This is a genomic window from Microcoleus sp. D3_18_C2 (assembly GCF_036702395.1).
Taxonomy (GTDB): domain Bacteria; phylum Cyanobacteriota; class Cyanobacteriia; order Cyanobacteriales; family Microcoleaceae; genus Microcoleus.
Map to the genome: position 1 here is coordinate 23,422 of NZ_JAUBTG010000037.1, position 20,602 is coordinate 44,023.

Sequence of the window (20,602 nt, forward strand, 5' to 3'; positions counted from 1 at the left end):
GAACTATTGCCGCTGGAACTTCGTCTGCTGCACTATCGACTTTCTCAAGTTTCTAGAGGTACAAACCAAACCTCGAAAATCCTGACATCCGCCGAATCAGGCATCCCTCATGGGGGGTGAAAACCTGTATCTGCGGTGCAAGCACTAGAATGCCGGGAAAAAACCGAGGCGGAGGTGGTCGATCGCTTTTTTGCCGGAGTTGCGCGCTCGCGATCGTATTCTGCTATTGTTGAAGCTTTGCATCACATTCTCGACAGCTTTGGTAAAACGGCAATTGTTGGCGTCAAACCGCTGTATAATTGTGAAACATTTTGAATCCTATAATTTACTTGCTACTTGTGGAGCCGCCGCCCCTATGCCATCAACAGTCAGTACAGAATCAACAGCGGTTCAATTTAACCAACAGGGAGAAACATACTTATCCCAAGGAAAAATAGAAGAAGCCATCGCCTCCTGCGAGCAAGCTTTGAAGATTCACCCCAATTTTGCACCGGCTTACAAGACTTTGGGCAACGCGCTGCAAGCTCAAGGCAGGATGGAAGAGGCACGGCACTGGTACGCTAAAGCGATTGAAATAGAACCGAATTTTGCGGAAGTATACGCGAATTTGGGCAGCCTGGGCGCGCAGCAGCAAAAATGGCAGGAGGCGATCGGATTTTATCAAAAGGCGCTCGCGATTAAGCCGAATTTCGCGGGAGTGTACCGGAATTTAGCAAAAGTATTCGGACAAATTGGCAAACCGGAAGAAGCCCAGCAGTGCTGGTATCAAGCATTTAGTTTGGAACCGGAAAAAGTAGCGCCGGGGGAACACTTGAATATGGGCGACGCTTTTTTTCGGCAGGAAAAATTCCCCGAAGCGATCGCCTGTTACGATCGCGCCATAAAATTAAATCCTAATGTGGCGACGGCTTACCAAAATTTGGGCGAAGCGCTCAAAAAACAAGGCAAGTTAGAGGAAGCGACAGCATATTATCGCAAAGCTATTGAACTGAACGCAGCTAATGCGAGAAACGGCAGCGAGGGAAAGGAAACTTTGGCGGGTGCAAATGGAACAAACGGTGCAGTTAAGCAACAGCCCGCAGCAACCGCAGTTAAGCCACCAGTGCAGCAGGCAGTTCAGCAGGCAGTTAATCCGCCAGTTCAGCAGGCAGTTAATTCTACAATTAATATAGAAGATCCAGAAGCATACAAAATACTAGCAGAAGGCTATTTTGCTCAGGGCAAATTGGAACAGGCGATCGCAGCTTGCAAGAAGGCGCTGCAAATTAAGCCGGAAGCGCCGCTTTACAAAATGCTGGGCAACGCGCTGCAAGCTGGCGGAAAAATTGATGAAGCTAAAAGTTGCTATGTCAAAGCAATAGAAATCAACCCAAATTTTGCCGAAGCTTACGCTAACTACGGCAGCATTTGCGCGCAGCAAGAACAGTGGCAGCAAGCGGTTTCTGCTTACGAAAAGGCGATCGCCCTGAAACCGGATTTTGCAGGTGCTTTCCGCAATTTTGCGAAACTGTTGACGCAGTTAGGCAAGCCGGAGGCTGCTGCTGAGGCTTGGTATCGAGCATTTGCGATCGACCCGAAGTCTGGCACCGCTGAGGAACACGAGAATTTAGCCAAAACTTTGATCGAGCAAGGTAAGGTAGATAAGGGAATTGACTGTTACCGGCGCGCGGTTGAGTTGAACCCAAATGCTGGCGCAGCTTATCACGAATTGGGCGAAATTCTTAAGGGTCAAGAACAGTGGGAAGCGGCGGTAGATGCTTACAGCAATGCTATTAGAAACAATCCCGATCTTTCTTGGTCGCACAACAATTTAGCTGAGTCGCTGGTTAAGTTGGAACGGTGGGAGGAAGCTGTAAATGCTTACCGCAAGGCGATCGAATTAAATCCTGATTTTAGCTGGTCTCACAACAATTTAGCAGATGTATTGCTGAAGTTGGAACGGTGGGAAGAAGCTGTAGAGTCTTACCGGAAAGCAACAGAATTAAATCCAGATTTCAGTTGGTCGCACAACTATTTAGCAGACGCGCTGATTAAACTGGGAAGGTGGGATGAGGCAATTTCGGCTTACCAAAGGTCGATCGAACTCAATCCCGACCATTTTTGGGCGCACAACAATTTAGCAGAAGCGCTGGTGAATTTGGAACGGTGGGATGAGGCAGTTGTTGCCTACCGGCGTGCTAATGAAGTTAATCCGAATTTCTTCTGGTCGCAGAGCAAATTAGGCGACGTGTTGCTAGAAATGGAAAGGTGGGAGGAGGCGATCGATGTTTACCGACGCGCGGCCGAGTTGAATCCTGATTTTCCGTGGACTTATTACAACATGGGAACGGCTTTTGAGAACCTGGAACGGTGGGATGAGTCGATCGCCGCTTACCGCCGCGCTGCGGAGATTCAGGCGGATTTGCCGTGGCTTTCGCAAAAGTTGGCTGATGCTTTGAGGATGCGATCGCAGTGGGATTTGCAGGAGGCGATGCGTTTGTACCGGCGGGCGATTCAGGGGAATCCTGATGACGTGCAGTTGTATCACAAGGCGCTGGAGATTGCGCCGAATGATGCTGACCTTTATGTTGAGTTGGCTAATGCTTTGGTGCGGAAGAATTGGCCGGATGGGGCGATCGTCTTTTATCAGATGGCGTTGCAGATTCGGCCTGAATCTCCGGAAATCCGCCAGCAGTTAGATCGGGTATTGGCCACAAAAGAGCCAATTAAAAACCAGTCGCCCGTGGAGGTATTGAGTACGCCTAAAAGCCATGAACCAGTGAGTACAGGCGGTATGATCGTTAGTGAGCGCGTAGAAGATAGACATGTTGAGAAGGACGTGCGTCTTATTGCTTTTTATCTGCCTCAGTTCCATCCGATCCCAGAAAATGATTTGTGGTGGGGTAAAGGTTTTACAGAGTGGACTAAAGTTACAAAAGCTCAACCTTTATATCAAGGGCATTATCAACCTCATCTTCCAGCAGATCTAGGATTCTATGATTTACGCCTGTCGGAAGCCAGAGAAGCACAGGCAGCACTAGCAAAAGAGTATGGGATTTTTGGCTTTTGCTATTATTATTATTGGTTCGCCGGCAAGCGCCTGCTTCACCGCCCTCTAGATGGAATCTTGGAAACAAAGAAACCGGATTTTCCATTCTGCGTTTGTTGGGCGAATGAAAACTGGACAAGACGCTGGGATGGAGCCGAACACGATATTTTGATCGCGCAAGACCATGCTCCAGACCAAAATAAAGCTTTTGCCGAAAGTTTAATTCACATTTTGCTTGATGAGCGATATATTCGCATCAATGGCGAACCCTTACTCATTGTCTATCGCAGTGATATTTTGCCAGATCCTATCCGCCTAACAGAGCAGTGGAGAGAGGTTTTCAGAAGAAATGGTGTCGGAGAAGTTCACCTTTGCCTCGCAATTACTTGTTTTTCTGGTTATGTAGACCCAGTTAGTGTCGGCTTTGATTCTTCGTTGCAGTTTCCACCGCACGGAGTCCCGGCTCGGGAAATTCCCCCCTCAGAACTTGTTGGAATGCGAGGTGATTTTACCGGAAAAATGTATGACTATCAAGACGCTGCTATCAATATGGTGTCGTCAAAGCTTCCAGATTTTAAAATGTTTCCCGGAGCAATGACTGCATGGGACAATACTGCTCGCAGAGGAAGTTCAGCTCATGCTTATATTAATTCTAGCCCCGACGCTTACGAGTTTTGGCTGCGCGGTTCGATCGAGAAAACCAAACAAAGGTATTCAGGCGATGAACGACTGGTCTTTATTAATGCTTGGAATGAATGGGCCGAGGGCGCTCATCTAGAACCCGATCAGAAATACGGACACAGCTATCTTTTAGCAACTCGCAACGCTCTTGCTGGTACGCACAGTTGGCAAACAACTATCAAATTGTTGCGTTGTCTTCCCCCAGAATATCTACATCCATCGCTGGAAGAGTTGGAGAAGAGAATCGCAGCCAAAGACCGATCGCTCGAAGCCATGTACAACCTTCTTAAACAGACAACAGTACACGAACTTTTCGATCCCAAAGCAGAAATATGGACGTGGCTGTAGATCCAGACAAGCTGGACATGGCTAAATTTTGGCAAACTGTAAAACTATTGCTGGTACTCACTGGTGCAAAACAATCACCTTAATATTTCTGGATTGCCTCTAGTCTCGATCGTTATTCCCTGTTACAAACACAAAGATTTTATCAAGAGGTGTCTGGATTCAGTTGCTGCTCAAACCTATGAAAATTTAGAGGTGGTAATTATTGATGACTGTTCTCCCGACGGTTCATCAGATGAAATAGCACGTTTAATTCAAAGTGTTAGTTGGGAGTCTAGGTTTCCCAACCGCACACAATTTTATCCATTCACCCAGAATCAGGGTGCTCATGCTGCTATTAATTACGGCATAACGCAAGCAAAGGGAAATATTATTGCAATATTAAATTCGGATGATACATATCATCCGCAGCGCATCCAATTGATTGTTAAGGAAATGCAGGCTAAAGGGTGCGAATTTGCATTTAGTCGGGTGCAGTATATTGATGCCGATGACAGGATTGTCACCGAATCTCATCCTCAAGCTCGCAGTTATTTCGCCGCTCAAGAAACAATCAGGCAGTTTCCCTCAGTGGGATTTGCGTGTTTCACATACAATGTAAGTATATCAACAGGAAATTTTGTTTTCACTAAAGAGCTTTTTAACCGCGTCGGTCACTTTAGTAATTATCTGTACTGTCACGATTGGGACTTTCTCCTTCGGTCGATCGTACATACGGAACCGCTGTTTTTAGAGCAAGACCTGTATTACTATCGCTTTCACGGGAAAAACTCTTTTGAATCTTTAGGATCGATTGGCTCTCAAGAAACCCACAAAATTCTTACGGCTTTTATCGCGCAGATACGCAATAGTTTGCCGCCAAATCGCTTGGCTCCTTCTCCATTCAATTGGCCTGACTTATTTGAATTATTCATTCATTGGTATGGCTACGATAAATTAAACACCTCTGGGTGAGTAGTTGGCTAATATGCCCACAGTGTCCGACACTGTGAGCATATTAGTATCAGCGATCACCCAGATGTTTTTGCATAACTATCAGTGATTGCGGGATGACCGTTGGATCGTAGGTGAAATCGCAGAAATCAAGATATTTAGTCCACTCTCGCTCAATATACTTCTGGGGAATTACAGCTTCTCCGTAGAAAGATGCGTCGCGAGGGCCTCCGCCCCCTGTGGGACTATATAAAAACTTACCGCTGTCGTAGTCGGCAAAAGCAGCCTCAGTGTCCACAAATGAGTGAGCTAAGGCATGATGCCAATTATTAGAACTATTGCTCTGGTTTCGGAGCGTGCGACAAAGTTCTATAAAACTGCGCGCCTGAGTAGTGGCGACGAGGATACCTCCTGGTTTTAGTATCCTTGAGAACTCTTCAATCCACTGAATGTGAACCGATTCCGCCAAGTGAGAGAAGACGGAGTAGGCGTAAACAATGTCGAAACTGCCCTCAGAAAATTCCAAAGGAGGCAGCGGTTTGATGGCGCTGTAGTGTCCGTGTCCGACTGTTTTGAGACAGAGGTCAGTCATCTCTGAATCGACATCAATGCCATAGAGATTGTCTGCGGTGACATCTTTTAGGAAAAAACGAATTATCCGCCCCCATCCACAGCCAAAATCTAGAACTCGACTATCCCGCCCTAATTTCCGCCCCAATTTCCCTGCATACCGTTTGATTTCAGAATAGAAATTAAACGCTTCATTAAGAGCCTGTGACCCCGACATTCCAACAAACTGACGCTGAAGTTCTTCGGGCGGAAATCCCGGCATTTCAATGCCGTCTACGATACCGTGATCGAGGCTTTTAAGCAGTACCTCCAACCATTCGCTATCGCTCATGCCAGACGTATAAGTTAAGATCGCAGCGTTAGTGCTTCCCGATGCAACAACCTCCGGTTTTGAAGGAGCGATTGTTACCAGCGGATGTCTGATAGACGCTTCGGATAAATTCGTCGTCGATACCACCTGTAACTGCTGCCCTGTCTGGTAATCTTGAGACTCGAAGCGTTGAGATTGCTCTTGAACTTGATGTCGCAAAGACTGGTATTGCTCCAAATCTGCCTGAATCTGCTGCAATCGAGCCTGAGAAAGCTTTATCTCTGCCTGAATCTGCTTTAAACGTGGCAGATTCTGCCGAAATCTCACCCCTGCTATCGGCACACTGTTTCCATCTGAGAAGACAGCTTCAATAAGTAACTCAGCTTCCTCTGGCAGTTCGCTCACTCCTACTTCTGTCGAAAAGCCACAGCTTTCTGAACGGGCTACATTGGAATAAATTTTAGCTACATCCGGGCGAGGATTATTAGCAGCCAGTTTTTGGATGAGTGTGCCACTGCTGATTACTTTAACGGCAACTACTGGGCACTTTTTACCCAATACCCAACCATAAACAAAAATCTTGTCTGTCTCACTCTGTAACTGCTTCCGTGGGCTGTCTATATTAAAGCCCCACAGCAATTCGGAATCTTCTACGGATAACAGGACAACATCCAGAATTTCAATTGAAGCTGATTCAGTCATTTTATTTCTCGCTTGTAACTTCGTTAGGAGCTAGGAATTAATCCTTGATTTTAATTGAAAAGTGCGACTTTTTTAGAGATCACAGACTGCTTTCGCTCAAGCCCCACCTGAATCTGTTGCAGCTTCTGCTGCGATAACTTCAAATCTAGCTCGTACTGTTCCCAGGAATTAGATAGATTTTTACGCTTAGCTCTCAGATACAAGGCTGTTTGATAAAGTTCTAGATCGGATCGGTTCATAGCTATTAGCTTATTCAGCAGCTTTTTGTCCTCCAATGCTTCTTTTAAATGCTCTAGATAGTTAGGATACTTGTTTTTATTAAAAACCTCCATTTTAAAATCCGCCCAACCTAGCATCTGGTTCAGTTCGGCTAAATCATCTTGAAAAAATTCTTGAACACCAACAAAGTAGAAATCAGTTAAATCCACATCACGGCAATAGAAATCAGCTAAAGGACTGACGAAGTTTCTAGCCCTCATTTCTGCAAATTCCAACAGACCGATGTTTTTTCAACCATATACTTATGTTCTTCACTAAAAAAAACATTTTTTTCGGGCTGAGACTTCCAAAAAAAATAACCTGAAATGAATTGAATAATTGGATTTCTCAGCCAAATTATTCTTTTTGCTGACGAGAAGTATCCCTTGTATTTTCTTGCAGCAAAATGACCATGAATCACCTTAACTTGCGGTTGAACAAACAATTTCGCCAGACTACTTTCTAAATTTTCCCCTTGATAGTCAGAAAAAACTTGCAGCTCGCCGTAAACCTGTTTTAAAGCTCTCCCAAACGTTCCTCCCGCTGTTTTGTGTACGTGGACTGAGATGATTTCAATTTGAGAATCCAATGATAAATTCTTCATTATAACATTGCAAATGGGGTTCTGGTTTCTGGCTGCTGGACAGGTGTTTTATTAATTAGCAACAACAGATCTAAGAGCAGTTATACTCCGTATAAGCCGTATCCACTCCGCTGAGTTAGTCAGGGAGTAGGTATTAAATTCACAACCTTTTTCTGACGATAACTTCGTAAAAGTTTCTAGCCAGTTTACCACTGTTTCGGTGCGCGATAAAGGCGTACATTTCAAAGATTGCTGCAAGCACTGAGCCATAGCAGTCATATCACCTTTGCCGTAAGCATACCAGGCATCCCACAACAGGAGTCTATACTGGACATGGGTCTGTGGTTCGGTCTGACTCGCTAGAGCTTGCTGAAATCCTTCCCGATCTAATACTGACTGAGCTTGACGCAGTTGAGAGTAAGATTGTTCCAATACTGCCTGAGTCTGATGCAGTTGAGAATGAGATTGTTCCAATACTGCCTGAGTCTGATGGAGTTGAGAGCAAGTCTGTGCTAGTTCGGCTTTAGCTTGAGCCAGTTGAGAGTGAAATTGTTCTAGTTCCGCCTGAGTCTGGTGCAGTTGTGACTGAGATTGTTCCAATTCTGTCTGAGTCTGTACTCGTTGAGCTTCAGCTTGAGCTAGTTGAGAATGAGATTGTTCCAATTCTGTCTGAGTCTGGTGCAGTTGTGACTGAGATTGTTCCAACACTGCCTCAGTCTCATGGAGTTGTGACTGAGATTGTTCCCATAGCCCGTGAGTCTCATGCAGTTGTGACTGAGATTGTTCCAACACTGCCTCAGTCTCATGCAGTTGTGACTGAGATTGTTCCAACACTCCCTGAGTCTCATGCAGTTGTGACTGAGATTGTTCCAATTCTGCCTCAGTATCGTGCAGTTGGGATTGAGATTGTTCCAACACTCCCTGAGTCTCATGCAGTTGTGACTGAGATTGTTCCAACACTCCCTGAGTCTCATGCAGTTGTGACTGAGATTGTTCCAACACTGCTTCAGTCTGGTGCAGTTGAGACTGAGATTGTTCCAACACTCCCTGAGTCTCATGCAGTTGTGACTGAGATTGTTCCAATTCTGCCTCAGTCTGGTGCAGTTGAGACTGAGATTGTTCCAACACTGCCTCAGTCTGGTGCAGTTGGGATTGAGATTGTTCTAACACTGCCTCAGTCTGGTGCAGTTGGGATTGAGATTGTTCTAACACTGCCTCAGTCTCGTGCAGTTGAGACTGGCATTGCATTAAACTTACCTCAGTCTGATGCAGTTGAGACTGAAAATTTGATAAGAAAGCCTGAAGTTGATAAACCTCAGATTGTAATTCTGAGCATCTGATATCCTTCAACTCTAAATTAGAATTCCATTGATTTAATTGAGCTTGCGTCTCCTTTTCAAGTTCTATTAAAACATCATCCCGATCGTCAATAAAAATTGAATCTAACTGTTTTTGTGTATTATTTATTTCATCCGAACATACGGCCACAAAATAGATGGGTTCCTGTAAAGAACAAAATTCTCTTGTGAGTTCATCTTTTTTGCTTGTGTAAGAGCTAATAGTTGAGGGAAGATTATTGGGTGACAATGGAAAGACAAAAGAGCCTATTGCTAGCCTCTGCCCATATAGCTTAACGTTTTTGAAATAACGACTTAGTAAACTTACGAATTGATATTCGTAGGGTTCTTTTACATGAAATTGATTATTAGGATTAGCGGAGGCTGATTGGGGATTTTCGGAATAAGTCAAACGATTAGGGGCGGAAATCACTAAAACCCCTCCCGGCTTCAAGACTCGTTTAATTTCTCGCATCATTTCATCATGCTTGTCGTGATGCTCAAGGGTTTCAAAAGATGTTACTATATCAAGAGATTCACTAGAAAGAGGAATAGCATCGCAAGAGCCGACAACAAACTCTAAATTGGCAATATCTCCGTATTTATTACGAGAGAAGTTGACACATTCTCTGTCAATATCTACACCGATAACCGAGTTGGCAACTTGAGATAAATAAGCACTTCCATATCCCTCTCCCGATGCTATATCAAGAACTGATTTGCCTTGAACAAACTCTAGTGCTAAAGCATAGCGATGTAAATGCTCATACCGGATACGACCCTGTACTGTAGGAACGTATCTTTCTCCTGTAAATCCCATTTCCATCATCGGATATACCTCTTTAAACTTTTAGTTCTAGCTAATTCATTGATTTTACGCCAACCAGTGCTTGAGCGGCGGGATATTCTAAGGAATAAATTCTGCATTCGTCGAATCCTGCTTGCACAAGCTGTTTCCAAGCATCTGCTCCATATTCAGTATAAACTAAAAGATCGGATTTGTTTGACCCACTCTCACCATGATAGCTAGGGAGTAAGCCTTCCCTTGTTCTGGTTAGTCTGCCTACTACTATAGGTATGGTAAAACAGCAAAAACCACCGGGCTTCAATACTCGCAGGCACTCCGACAAGGCTTGAATCGGATGGCGCACGTGTTCTAATGTATCTGAATGTACCACTAGATCATAGGACATATCGGGGAAAGATAAGCACATTAAGTCAACTTGCGGATAGGATGCCAAAGTATGATTAGGGTTCAGAGATAAGTATTGCGTTAAACTACCTGCTTCATTAATCTCAAGTATTTTCAACTGCTGAATCCTAGGAAGCTTAACAAAGTATTTAAATAAACCACCATAATTAAAGCACTTCATAATTGCTTTAGCCAGAGCCATAGACCGTAAGTTAGCATGACACTTAATACAGTGTAGACCTTGCTGGCGATTGATATATTCAACTTCGTAGCTTGAGAGACCCCACTCATTAATCAGTGAATCCCATAAAACAGAGGAATGTGTCATTTCCCCAGAGCCACAACAACTGCATATCTTTACTGGCTGTAGTAAGGTCATCTGGGTTCTTAAAACTTAATATTCTTGAATGTACGAGTATGTCCAGGTATTTTTATTTAATACCTACCAAAATAGCTCTATCTACTTTGTTATATTGAAATTCTTGAACTTGATTGTTGGGGTAAAGTTGAATAACACTTTTAAATCCAAGTTTTCTAAGGATTTTAATAACAGCAGATAGGTTAGGTATTAAGCTAAAAACATTGCCAGTAGAAGCTAATGGATTTGTTTCTTGCTGTTCATCGTAAACCACAAAGTATTCTTCTCCTTCTAAGTATTTTCCGGGAACTCCCCATCCAAAAGATATTGCTTTTTGTTGACTTTGACATAATTGTGTTTCCACAATCAAAAACTTTGAAGTCAGGTCTGCTGATTTTCTGAGCAACCCAATTGGATTTTCAACATGATAAATAATTCCCAATAAAAAAACTAATTCATAAGTATCACGAGTCTCAAATTCAAAGATATCAGCTTCTCTAAACTCGCAATTTTGGTACTGTAAAGCACGCTGGATAAACAAAGCCTTTTCTATATTTTCTTTTCTAACATCTAAGCCTAAAGCAAACTTACAGCCGTGTTTTAATGCTTCAAAGGCAAAATATCCTTCATTGCAGGCAATATCTAAAACAGAAGCAGATTTGTAATCAAAGGAAACACTGTCTAAAAATGAAAATATCATTGAATGTCTAACTTTATGGACTTGGTTTATAACATCTGTATAGACAGGGGTTTTTATCCCATTACCCAAATCAAATTCATACATCCACTGACCATACTTCGTCAGTTCATTTTCTAGCAAATTTATACCTCCCGCTAATTGCCATTTCTCAAAACGCCGTCGCTGTCGCGCCAACTTTATCATCGCCTTACCCGCATTTCCCCGACCCACAGCAATCTCCGTCGGTCGATAAAGACTCCCATTGATCGCGCTATGTTCCCACCAATGTAGCCCAGAACAAGCAAACGCCTGGGCTACAAAATGGGATACACTATAGTGTACCCTAGTCATGATCGCGCTTTTGCGTCGGTGGCAATGGTATAAAACCGTTAGTGTCACGACTATACCAGACGTCAAGCCACTTGACAAGGTGTTAGCAAAATTATATTATAAGCAGGTTGGTGCTGGAGTAATTACCCGATTAAGTATGGCATTATATTATATAACGAAAAAGTAATTTAGCAAAATGAACGAGCAAAACGCTGTGACCGAATTCGACAAGGGCAATCAACTTCTCCAAGAGGGAGAACTAGAAGATGCGATCGCAGCTTATTGCCGTGCCATTGAGTTAAATCCCGCCAACTCATGGTTTCACCAGCAGTTAGGGGAAGCTCTAGCCAAACTGGGACGATGGGAGGAAGCAGTCACAGCTTTTCGCTGCGCTATAGAACTCAAGCCGGATTTTTCTTGGTCTTACCACCATTTAGGAGATTCCCTCGCTCAACAGCAAAAATGGGAAGAATCGGCTGTAGCCTTCCGCAAAGCGATTGAACTCAATCCCGCACATTTTGGGACTTTTGTGGGCCTAGGTAATACTTTAGCAAAACTGGGTCAATTTGATGAAGCGATCGCCGCTTACCGCCGTGCAAGTGAACTGAACCCTGATGCTGATTGGATTCATCATGCCTTGGCAAATGCACTGGAAGAGCGAACTCAGTTGGATTTAGCAGAAGCGCTCGCCTCCTACCGCCACATGATAGAACTCAATCCAGACAACGTGGAAGGCTATCACCATCTTTTGCAGATCCAACCAGATAACTTAGGAGCCTGGTTGCAGTTGGCCCAAGCTTTTGTAAGACAGGAACAGATGGAGGAAGCGATCGCAGCTTACCGTCGCGCGCTCGAACTCAACCCAAAATCTTTTTTATTGCACCAGCAGTTGGGGAAAGTTCTGGCAAATCAGGGGGATGTAGCAGAAGCGATAGTCTCCTACCGCCACATGATAGAACTCAATCCAGACAACGTGGAAGGCTATCACAATCTTTTGCAGATCCAACCAGATAACTTAGAAGCCTGGTTGCAGTTGGCCCAAGCTTTTGTAAGACAGGAACAGATCGAGGAAGCGATCGCAGCTTACCGCTGTGCTGTCGATCGGAACCCAAGCTCTGGGAAAGTTTATCACCAGTTGGGTTCTCTTCTCGCTCGTGAGGAAAAATGGGAAGAGGCGATTGTTGTTTACCAGCAGGCAGTTGAATTTTCCCAAGATTTGCCACAGACTTACTACTTGTTAGGAGAATCACAGGCAAAACTTGGCGATCGAGAAGAAGCAAGTCGTTGTTACCGCCGCACCGCAGAACTGTTAGAAGGAGAAGGGAAGATTGACGAAGCGATCGCCGCTTATCAGCAGGTAGTTCTTCAGCAGCCAAGTGTAGCGGACTACTTGAATTTGGGGATGCTTTTATGTCAAAAATACCGCCTAGAGGAATCATTAAAATGCTACCAAAAAGCCTTAGATATTCAACCCGAAGAACGAGATAGTTGCTTTAATTTAGCCAAGCTCTTAATTCAGGAAGGTTTCCTTAATGAGGTGATGGCTTGCTACCATCAAGTATCTAACAGCGATTCCAGCCATGCGGGTGTTTACCATCAGTTAAGTATAAATTTGGCTAAACAAGGTTTGATAAATGAAGCTTTAGTTTGTTTCCAACAGACTCCGCAAAGACACCCTAGTGCTGGTGAAGTTTGCGAGTATATATGGAAGGGATTGAATCAATTAGGCCCACTGGATGAGACCAGTGTTTATTGTCAAACGGAAATTCAACTAGCGACAGCAGAAACCCACTTTAGAGAAACCAGCCAATGTACTGTGTTCGCGATCGACTTTTTAGCCGACTCCGCTAAGATATTTCTTGAAAAATCTGGGTTTTCCATCTCCAACCTAGAATTAATGAGCCGGGATGATATAAATTTGGAAGAAATATACATTAACAATTTTCATCAAAATCAGAGGGGCCATCTCGCCAGAAAAGTTGAAAAAAAACTTTGGGAAGGATTAGGACATCCCGATGTTACACAAGGTCTTGATTTTCAACAGAGCATGGTAGAAACCGGTTATATTTATTCAATTTGCCCTATTAGCGGAAGAATTGTTAGATCGAATCAATCATTTAATTTTGGCGATACTAATATTGTTTATCGTTTTATAGGAGTCAATGTTTTCTATTTAATCGTTGGCGGATGGGGGGGCAGCAAGCGTTCTATTTATTTTCCCCATTTGGAGATAATCTTGATCCGGGGAAAGGATTGGTGGGCTTTACAAACGAGTCAAAACACTATAAACACCTTGAAAAGCTGTGTTGCTAGTTATTGGGTGTTGTTTAAATCTTATATTAATAGCCAACAAAAAAAAGAAACTGTAGCTTTGTCTGGATTTATCGCTAATATTGGACATTTTTTTTGGAATGATATGTCTGGCCTTCAAAACCTATATGAAAACGGAATACTGGAAAAAATAGATAAGTTTTCAGTAGGACTTTATGAGTATTTCAGTATTGCTAATATTTTCCCGGAAATCCCTCTAGAAAAATTTATTCATCCTGCTAAAACTGGCATCGATATTTTCAAAACTATCATGTCAAATAATTATTTTTGCATCAGACCGACTGATTTAGTGGTCACAGAAAAGTTAGCAAACCGACTTATTCAGGCTTCTTTGAAAAGATGTTCTTCAGCTTTCTTGCAAGAGCTCGAAAGAGTAAGACAACATTTCCCGATTATATGGGTTGGCTGTCGCTATCGTAGTAGAATATGGGTATCCCAAGTAGAGGGAACAGCAAATCTTATTAAGAGTTTGTACTCTGAATTTCCCAATTTAGCAGTTGTCTTTGGAGGCTGGTCTCCCAAAGAAAGTGAAGAAGCGACCCCCGAGGAAATTTCTCATTTAAAAGCACCTATTAAAACTTTTGTTGAGGAGGTTTTAGATATTCTTCCTACCTACATTCAAACTTACAATGCTTTCGGTCGTCCCAATTATGAAAATATTTTGTTATGTAACGCCATAGACTTATATATTGCTACATTAGGTAGCGAAACTTGTTATCTATCCATGATTTCCAACAAGCCAGGTATAATTCATGCCAATACAGGTTTTCCTGGGTATGTGGTGGAACCTCTATATGTAGAAGCAAGAGAAAACTGTATACCACCTGTAGTGATTGACAGCAAATACATTGTCGATCAGGATAAGTCCAATCACATGACTCGCAACTATGATTGCGACTGGCAAGTGATTTACAATGAAGCTATTAAAATTATATATAACTCCATTATAAGTCAAGCCGAAGGCCACAGGAGATAAGCTTCTCGACAAAGAGGTAGATAAAGTTTACTCCGATGAGTAACTATCTCAGATCCAAGGAGAAATGCACGACTAATTTCTTTGTTGTTTAAAACATTATCAATAGCTACAACTCCAGAGCAATATGCAACTGTTTTTATAGCTGTTAAGCAGGTGTCATAGCTATCCAAGCTGTCAAGAAAAGCGAAGCAAAATTCCAAATTTTTTATTAAGTGGATAACCTCTTCAGTTAATGCGCCTAAGCATATAATTGACACCACATCGGCGTAGGGTTCAATATCAGCTAATAAGGTTTCTTCTAAATTAGGGGAAATATTTTTGGTCTCAGCTTTTTCTGCTAAACCCACAATAAATAATCGCCGATTATATTTTTGGGCAACTTGGGCTAGTTTTTTTGTAGCCTCTGTTCTCGGAAAACCAAGCTGAATCAAATCACCACTCCATTCCTGAGTACAGTATTGAGCGATTCGGAAAATTCTTTCACTTTGGTAAACAGTGCCGAACTCCGGTTTCTCTTTAGTGGTTTCTCCTAGGATATTTAATAATATATTTACTCGGGCACCATAGCAAGAATTTAGAGAGGGCTTTTCTAATAAATAGTAATCACTGCGAAGAGCAAACTTAATACGTTTAGCTAAGTCTGAGAACTTAACCCCTTCATAATTGATTAGCCTTGATGATGCCAACTCCAAGACAGCATTATCTCGATATCTTAGTAAAAGCTCTCGATCTATTTCGTGGACAACTTCAATTGAAGAGATTCTATTTTTCCAAAAAAGAGGTAAATCTTCTAGACAATATCTAGAATCTACACCATATACAGCATCATGTGCATAGTAATCTTTTATTTTAGGATTAAAATGAACATAACCTGGCTTTCTTTCGTCGGCACAATACAATATTTTAATGTCATTTTCAAAGAAACCCTCAGGAACGTATAATGGCGGACATAAATTTAAACCAATATTTACATGAGTATAAGCATCAAAATGTCTGAATAATTCCCGATATGGCACGATAGTAGTAGTAGGTACTCTCCTCACCCCTGGCACCCAATCAGGTTGGACAAGATGAGTATCTCCATAATCTACTTCACACCATAGATATTTCAGCCAGTTCTTATTAACAATATATATGCTATCATTAACGCTCCACTCTTTAATTACACAGTATTGTTCGGTATCTTCTATGATTATTCCGTTATGAGGATCGGGGGGGAAAATATTATAACTCGGTTTAGCACTATAAGCTAAAAACTCTGGCCAATGAGAAAGTGCACAACCCACATAAGGATGGTCTTGGGACAAAGATGTAAGTTTAACTCCCAACTTATAAATTAAATCAGTATCATAGTCAATAAAAACGTGATTGTCCTTACAACAAAATAAAACTAAATCATCATCTTCAAAACTAAAGACTTCTTCCATAGCTTCTCGCCATTCAGACTGATGAGTTAGGGGGAATTCATAAACTGTAGGATTTTTAAATAAAGAGTTAATCCATGATTTTATTTCTTCACGACGGCTTTGATAGCTAACATCCAAACCATAGTAAATAATTACATGACTCCATTCTATAACTGAGTAACTTGCTAAAGTGTATTTAAACACAGTGAGTCTGTCATAGGAATCACCATAATGACCTCGATGGTATTTGACTCGATTATCTGTAATAAAAACATTGAGAAATAAGATCACTTGAGTTGCTCCTCTTTATATACACCTAAAACAGTTAGTTAGCCAAATACACGGTCAGAGTTAAAATTGTTTAATTTTTACAATCACGATTAAGTGCCTGCTGTCTCAACTCCATCCAAAAACAACAATCGCCTCCCCGATCGCTAAAGAAGCTGTAGCCGCAGGCGAAGGAGCATTACAAACATGAATTGCTTTCTCACCTCTGACTAACAAAAAATCATCCACTAATCCACCATCTTTTGTCAAGGCTTGGGCTCTAACGCCTGCATGGGTGGGAACCAAATCATCAGCTTGCACTTCAGGAATCAACTTTTGTAGACTCCTCACAAAAGCAGCTTTACTGAAAGAGCGAACCATTTCTTCCAGACCAACTCCCGCATATTTAGCGGCTAATTTCCAGAAACCAGGGTAGGTGAAAACTTCAGCTAAGTCGCGCAGATTGATGTCCGTTTTCTGGTAGCCTTCTCGCTTAAGGCTGAGGACAGCGTTAGGGCCTGCATGGATGCTACCGTCAATCATGCGCGTAAAGTGAACTCCCAAAAAAGGAAAATTGGGATTGGGGACTGGATAAATCAAGTGCTTGACCAGGTAACGCTTTTCTGGTCTCAATTCATAATACTCTCCCCGGAAAGGTACGATCTGAACTTGCGGGTCAACTCGACCGAGTTTGGCCACGCGATCGCTAAACAGTCCGGCACAATTAACTATAAACTTAGCTGGGAAGGAACCTTGACTCGTTTCGAGTACATAACCCTGCGAAGTAGGCACGATTGCGATTACTTTAGTAGATAGCCGAAGTTCACCACCCCTACTCGCAACCAGTTCTGCATACTTTTGGCAAACTTGCCTATAATTCACAATTCCTGTACTTGCAACTCGGATACCTCCTAAACAACTGATATGAGGTTCAATTTCCTTAACTTCTTCAGTAGTAACTTTCTGAATATTCAACCCATTAGCTAAACCCCGTTCGTAAAGGTTCTCTAAAAGAGGCAATTCTTCCGAACTTGTTGCTACAATCACCTTTCCGCAGATTTCATAATCAATCCCATGCTTTTGACAGAATTCACTCAGTAAATGATTTCCCTCCCGGCACAATTTCGCTTTTAAACTACCCGGTTTGTAGTAAATGCCGGAGTGAATCACCCCACTATTATTTCCAGTTTGGTGTGCCGCCCAAGTTGACTCTTTTTCTATCACTAAAATTCGGGCATCGGGATTGCGATGACCTAAAGCCATTGCTGTCGATAATCCGACAATTCCGCCACCAATCACGGCGAAATCATATTGCTCGGTACTAGAAAAATCAGAAGATACCATAACGATAATTATTTAAAAATATTGACAGGTTTAAACCTATCACTACCCGATCCAACTCCGGCTGCACAGACTACAAGTTTTAGGGTCAATTACCTCATCTCCCCAAAGAAGATGAGGTAATTGAGCAAACTATAGCGGTTCTCAGATAAATGAGGTATACAGAAACCCTGTATTGTCAAGCTTTCCAGGGCAAAATTCGTACCTCACCTTTTTGAGAAAGGCTATATCTAAACAGTCACTAATAGTTTCCGTTCTAGTTTGTGAGAAGCCATCTCCCGAATATGTGCAGCCGTTTCTGGCCCAAACTTCTGAGTAATCATCTCCAGATACTTCGGACTACTAAAATATATCTGGAAGGCATTATCTCGGAAGCGCAAAACTTCAGATGCAGGCAAATACTTAGTAGGTAGCGGTAAGGTATCTACAGAATGCTGAGAATAGCCACTCCAACTTTCCGGCAACTGCCACCCTTCCTTAAGAGCCATATTGTACAATTGGGAACCCGGATAAGCCATCGTCGAGTAAAAATTAGCAAACTCGCAATTGAGATCGAGAGCTAAATCTAGCGTCTCCTGCATCGTCTCCAAGTCATCTTCTGGCAAGCCAAAAATGTAATTACCAATTACATTTATGCCAGCCTCCCTAACTTTTTTAATGGTTTTGTAAATATCCTCTTGACCAACACCTTTCTGTACGTCGTCCCGCACGCGATCGCTCGCAGCTTCAATCCCAAAAGCCAGCCAATTAAAACCAGCCCGTTTCAGCTTGTCCAGCATCTCATCCCTGACGGTATCTACCCGCGCGTAAGCCCAGATATTAAGGTCGTAACCCCGCTCAATAATCAAGTCACAGATACCCAAAACGTGCTTGGGATTAAGCACGAACATTTCATCCGCAAACTTGATATTCCGGACCCCATATTTATTCACCAGAATCTCAATTTGGGAAATGACGTGTTCTGGACTCCAAAAGCGATAACTATTGGTAATGTCCCTATATCCCAACTCTTTCTCACCAGTCTTAAACGGTGCTTGGATGCAGCAGAAACTACAATGGAAAGGACAGCCCAAAGTTGTGTAAATAGCCGCGTAAGGTTCGCGGACGAGACCGTCAAAACAGTGCCAATTGTGCGCCCGATACTTCTCCATCGGCAGCAAATCCCAGGCAATTCCGGGCATTTTTTCTTCTACATCCATCAGCAGGGGTGCGGGAGGATTTGCTTTAACTTCCTTGCCTTCCCAATACAACAAACCGCGCACTTTGCTGTAATCTGGCGCGTCTGATTTTAGGGCTGCCAGCAGTTCCAGCATTGTATAAAGCCCTTCCCCGGCTGCAACAAAATCAGTTTCTTCCTCCCGCAGCGATCGCTCCGGCAAAGCTGCGACGTGACCACCAACTAAAAGTACCTTTAAATCCGGTGAAATATGCTTGATTGCGGTGCAAACTGCACTAGCTCCCGGCATTACTTGGGTAGATGCTGAGGGTTGTTGGCCGTATACAACTACAGCCGTCAAAACAGGGTTTAACTCAGCTATTTTCTCTGCCGTTTCCTGCGGACTTAACTCCTCGGCAGTAGCATCGATAATATTAACTGAAAAGCCGTGATTCCGAACGAAAGTTGCCATTAAGCCAGCCCAAACAGGCGGCTCGACGGCAGCTAGGGTAGAGCTGAGAGACTGGTAGATTTTGGCTCGATTCCCAGGGTTGACGAGTACCAAATCCAACTTATTTTCGATAGTCATTATTGCCTCCAATTTTTGCTTTACTAAGACTACTGTTTGTTTAAAAGAGAACACAATTCCATAATTTTCTCTTTTTCCAATCCCGGATAATTGCCAATGTAAAAGCCGTAAAAATGGACGTGATCTACTTTAGTAAAGTTAGCCAAATCAGCCTCACCAAAAAGCTTTTTCAAATAAGGCTGGCGCAACTGATTGCCTCCCCCCGCTGTCCCCCTGCGGAACTCAACGCCTTGTTCGCGAAGTGCCTGCATCACCTTGTCGCGGAGCGCGGTGTCTGGCTGTTTCAATATCAGCGTAAAGGCGTAATTACAACTACCTTCGGTTTCAAAATCAGTCTCGTACTTGTCAGGGTCTAAGTTTTGCAGGAACAGTAACAAGTTCTCAGTTCTAATTTTATTGTTGTCATCCAGCCGCTTGAGTTGCGATCGCCCAATCACCGCATTAATTTCTGTACTCCTGACATTATAGGCAGGAAAAGCAAAAATAAAGTCGGGATTGAGGTCAGGATGCTTATCATAATATGACTGTTTCAACTCATCGGAAGTTGACTCCCGTACCATGCCGTGAGAGCGGAACATCCGCAGCATTTGGTACAGGTTGCTGTCATTGGTACAAATCATGCCCCCTTCTATTGTACTCATGTGATGAGCGTAATAAAAAGAGAAATTAGACATCAGCCCAAACGCTCCCAATTTCCGCCCCTGAAAAGTTGCCCCGTAGGACTCGCAGACATCTTCAATCAGGGGAATGTTCCGCGCCTCTAACTCATCTAACAAGCTTTGATTTAGGGCATTGTAACCGAGGACGTGGGTTAAAAAGACGGCTTTCGTCTGCGGGGTAATTTTCTCAATTACCTGGTCAATATCCATGCCCAGCGTGCGGGGGTTGATGTCAACAAATACAGGCTTTAAACCCGCTTGAATTACTGAGGCGATATCGGATACCCACGTCAGTGTCGGTACGATGACTTCCCCTACGCCGTAAGTCTCTCGCAGGGCGCACATTGTCACCTGGTTAGCTGAGGAACCAGAATTGACAAATACGCTATACTTGACTCCGAGCCATTCTGACCATTCTTTTTCAAAGGCTTGCACCTGCTTAGATTGGGTTAAAATCGGGTCATCTTGCTGGAGAAAGGCGATCGCCGCATCTAAATCAGCCCTTGTGATGTTATTTTGCATCAAAGGCATTTTCAGGTTTTTGTCAGACATCATTGGTGTTTTCTGCATC

The 20,602-nt window shown here is 43.0% G+C and carries 14 protein-coding genes; 4 read left to right on the forward strand and 10 right to left on the reverse strand.

Going from position 1 to position 20,602, the window contains the following annotated elements; all coding sequences use genetic code 11:
* Window positions 1-135: 135 nt before the first annotated feature.
* From QUA88_RS20120 to QUA88_RS20130, 3 genes are all read left to right on the forward strand, one after another.
* Window positions 136-315, forward strand: a complete 180-nt coding sequence (locus tag QUA88_RS20120) for a hypothetical protein (RefSeq protein ID WP_333057112.1) — start codon at window positions 136-138, stop codon at window positions 313-315.
* On the forward strand, window positions 302-4,057 hold the full coding sequence (locus tag QUA88_RS20125; RefSeq protein ID WP_333273384.1) for a glycoside hydrolase family 99-like domain-containing protein: 3,756 nt from the start codon (window positions 302-304) through the stop codon (window positions 4,055-4,057). The genes QUA88_RS20120 and QUA88_RS20125 overlap by 14 nt, the downstream gene beginning before the upstream one ends.
* A 63-nt stretch (window positions 4,058-4,120) precedes the next feature.
* Window positions 4,121-5,008: a glycosyltransferase gene (locus QUA88_RS20130; protein WP_333273388.1), complete on the forward strand. Its 888-nt coding sequence runs from the start codon at window positions 4,121-4,123 to the stop codon at window positions 5,006-5,008.
* A 49-nt stretch (window positions 5,009-5,057) separates the two neighbouring features.
* Here the strand turns inward: QUA88_RS20130 and QUA88_RS20135 are convergent, their stop codons facing one another.
* The 6 genes from QUA88_RS20135 to QUA88_RS20160 form a co-directional block, all read right to left on the reverse strand.
* Complete coding sequence (locus QUA88_RS20135; protein WP_333273391.1) at window positions 5,058-6,569, reverse strand: methyltransferase domain-containing protein; 1,512 nt, start codon at window positions 6,567-6,569, stop codon at window positions 5,058-5,060.
* A 50-nt stretch (window positions 6,570-6,619) separates the two neighbouring features.
* On the reverse strand, window positions 6,620-7,063 hold the full coding sequence (locus QUA88_RS20140) for a hypothetical protein (protein ID WP_333273394.1): 444 nt from the start codon (window positions 7,061-7,063) through the stop codon (window positions 6,620-6,622).
* A complete protein-coding gene (locus QUA88_RS20145) occupies window positions 7,045-7,431 on the reverse strand; it encodes a sulfotransferase family 2 domain-containing protein (RefSeq protein ID WP_333273397.1) in 387 nt (128 codons plus the stop codon). Before QUA88_RS20145 ends, QUA88_RS20140 begins: the two co-directional genes overlap by 19 nt.
* 51 nt (window positions 7,432-7,482) lie before the next feature.
* Window positions 7,483-9,576 (reverse strand): methyltransferase domain-containing protein, encoded by a 2,094-nt coding sequence (locus QUA88_RS20150; protein WP_333273400.1) that lies wholly within the window; start codon window positions 9,574-9,576, stop codon window positions 7,483-7,485.
* 31 nt (window positions 9,577-9,607) lie between these two features.
* Complete coding sequence (locus tag QUA88_RS20155; RefSeq protein ID WP_333273403.1) at window positions 9,608-10,141, reverse strand: class I SAM-dependent methyltransferase; 534 nt, start codon at window positions 10,139-10,141, stop codon at window positions 9,608-9,610.
* A gap of 229 nt (window positions 10,142-10,370) precedes the next feature.
* Window positions 10,371-11,327, reverse strand: a complete 957-nt coding sequence (locus QUA88_RS20160; RefSeq protein WP_333273407.1) for a methyltransferase domain-containing protein — start codon at window positions 11,325-11,327, stop codon at window positions 10,371-10,373.
* Window positions 11,328-11,502: 175 nt separating this feature from the next.
* Here QUA88_RS20160 and QUA88_RS20165 point away from each other — a divergent pair, with 175 nt between their 5' ends.
* A complete protein-coding gene (locus QUA88_RS20165; RefSeq protein ID WP_333273410.1) occupies window positions 11,503-14,613 on the forward strand; it encodes a tetratricopeptide repeat protein in 3,111 nt (1,036 codons plus the stop codon).
* On the opposite strand, the gene QUA88_RS20170 is transcribed toward QUA88_RS20165, so the two are convergent.
* The 4 genes from QUA88_RS20170 to QUA88_RS20185 all read right to left on the reverse strand — a co-directional run bounded on the left by QUA88_RS20170 (window position 14,589) and on the right by QUA88_RS20185 (window position 20,601).
* Complete coding sequence (locus QUA88_RS20170; RefSeq protein ID WP_333273413.1) at window positions 14,589-16,310, reverse strand: hypothetical protein; 1,722 nt, start codon at window positions 16,308-16,310, stop codon at window positions 14,589-14,591. The genes QUA88_RS20165 and QUA88_RS20170 overlap by 25 nt on opposite strands.
* A 105-nt stretch (window positions 16,311-16,415) precedes the next feature.
* Window positions 16,416-17,630: an L-2-hydroxyglutarate oxidase gene (gene lhgO, locus QUA88_RS20175; RefSeq protein ID WP_333273416.1), complete on the reverse strand. Its 1,215-nt coding sequence runs from the start codon at window positions 17,628-17,630 to the stop codon at window positions 16,416-16,418.
* A gap of 227 nt (window positions 17,631-17,857) precedes the next feature.
* Window positions 17,858-19,372 carry a B12-binding domain-containing radical SAM protein gene (locus QUA88_RS20180; protein ID WP_333273419.1) on the reverse strand — a complete coding sequence of 505 codons (1,515 nt, stop codon included), beginning with the start codon at window positions 19,370-19,372 and terminating at the stop codon, window positions 17,858-17,860.
* Between the two features lie 29 nt (window positions 19,373-19,401).
* On the reverse strand, window positions 19,402-20,601 hold the full coding sequence (locus QUA88_RS20185) for a DegT/DnrJ/EryC1/StrS aminotransferase family protein (RefSeq protein WP_333273422.1): 1,200 nt from the start codon (window positions 20,599-20,601) through the stop codon (window positions 19,402-19,404).
* Window position 20,602: the final 1 nt, after the last annotated feature.

Excerpts from the sequence above, each read along its gene's own strand:
- QUA88_RS20135 (WP_333273391.1), bottom strand. The coding sequence starts at position 6,569 with ATGACTGAATCAGCTTCAATTGAAATTCTGGATGTTGTCCTGTTATCC.
- QUA88_RS20145 (WP_333273397.1), bottom strand. The coding sequence starts at position 7,431 with ATGAAGAATTTATCATTGGATTCTCAAATTGAAATCATCTCAGTCCAC.
- QUA88_RS20150 (WP_333273400.1), bottom strand. The coding sequence starts at position 9,576 with ATGATGGAAATGGGATTTACAGGAGAAAGATACGTTCCTACAGTACAG.
- QUA88_RS20155 (WP_333273403.1), bottom strand. The coding sequence starts at position 10,141 with ATGGCTCTGGCTAAAGCAATTATGAAGTGCTTTAATTATGGTGGTTTA.
- QUA88_RS20160 (WP_333273407.1), bottom strand. The coding sequence starts at position 11,327 with ATGACTAGGGTACACTATAGTGTATCCCATTTTGTAGCCCAGGCGTTT.
- QUA88_RS20165 (WP_333273410.1), top strand. The coding sequence starts at position 11,503 with ATGAACGAGCAAAACGCTGTGACCGAATTCGACAAGGGCAATCAACTT.
- lhgO (WP_333273416.1), bottom strand. The coding sequence starts at position 17,630 with ATGGTATCTTCTGATTTTTCTAGTACCGAGCAATATGATTTCGCCGTG.
- QUA88_RS20180 (WP_333273419.1), bottom strand. The coding sequence starts at position 19,372 with ATGACTATCGAAAATAAGTTGGATTTGGTACTCGTCAACCCTGGGAAT.
- QUA88_RS20185 (WP_333273422.1), bottom strand. The coding sequence starts at position 20,601 with ATGCAGAAAACACCAATGATGTCTGACAAAAACCTGAAAATGCCTTTG.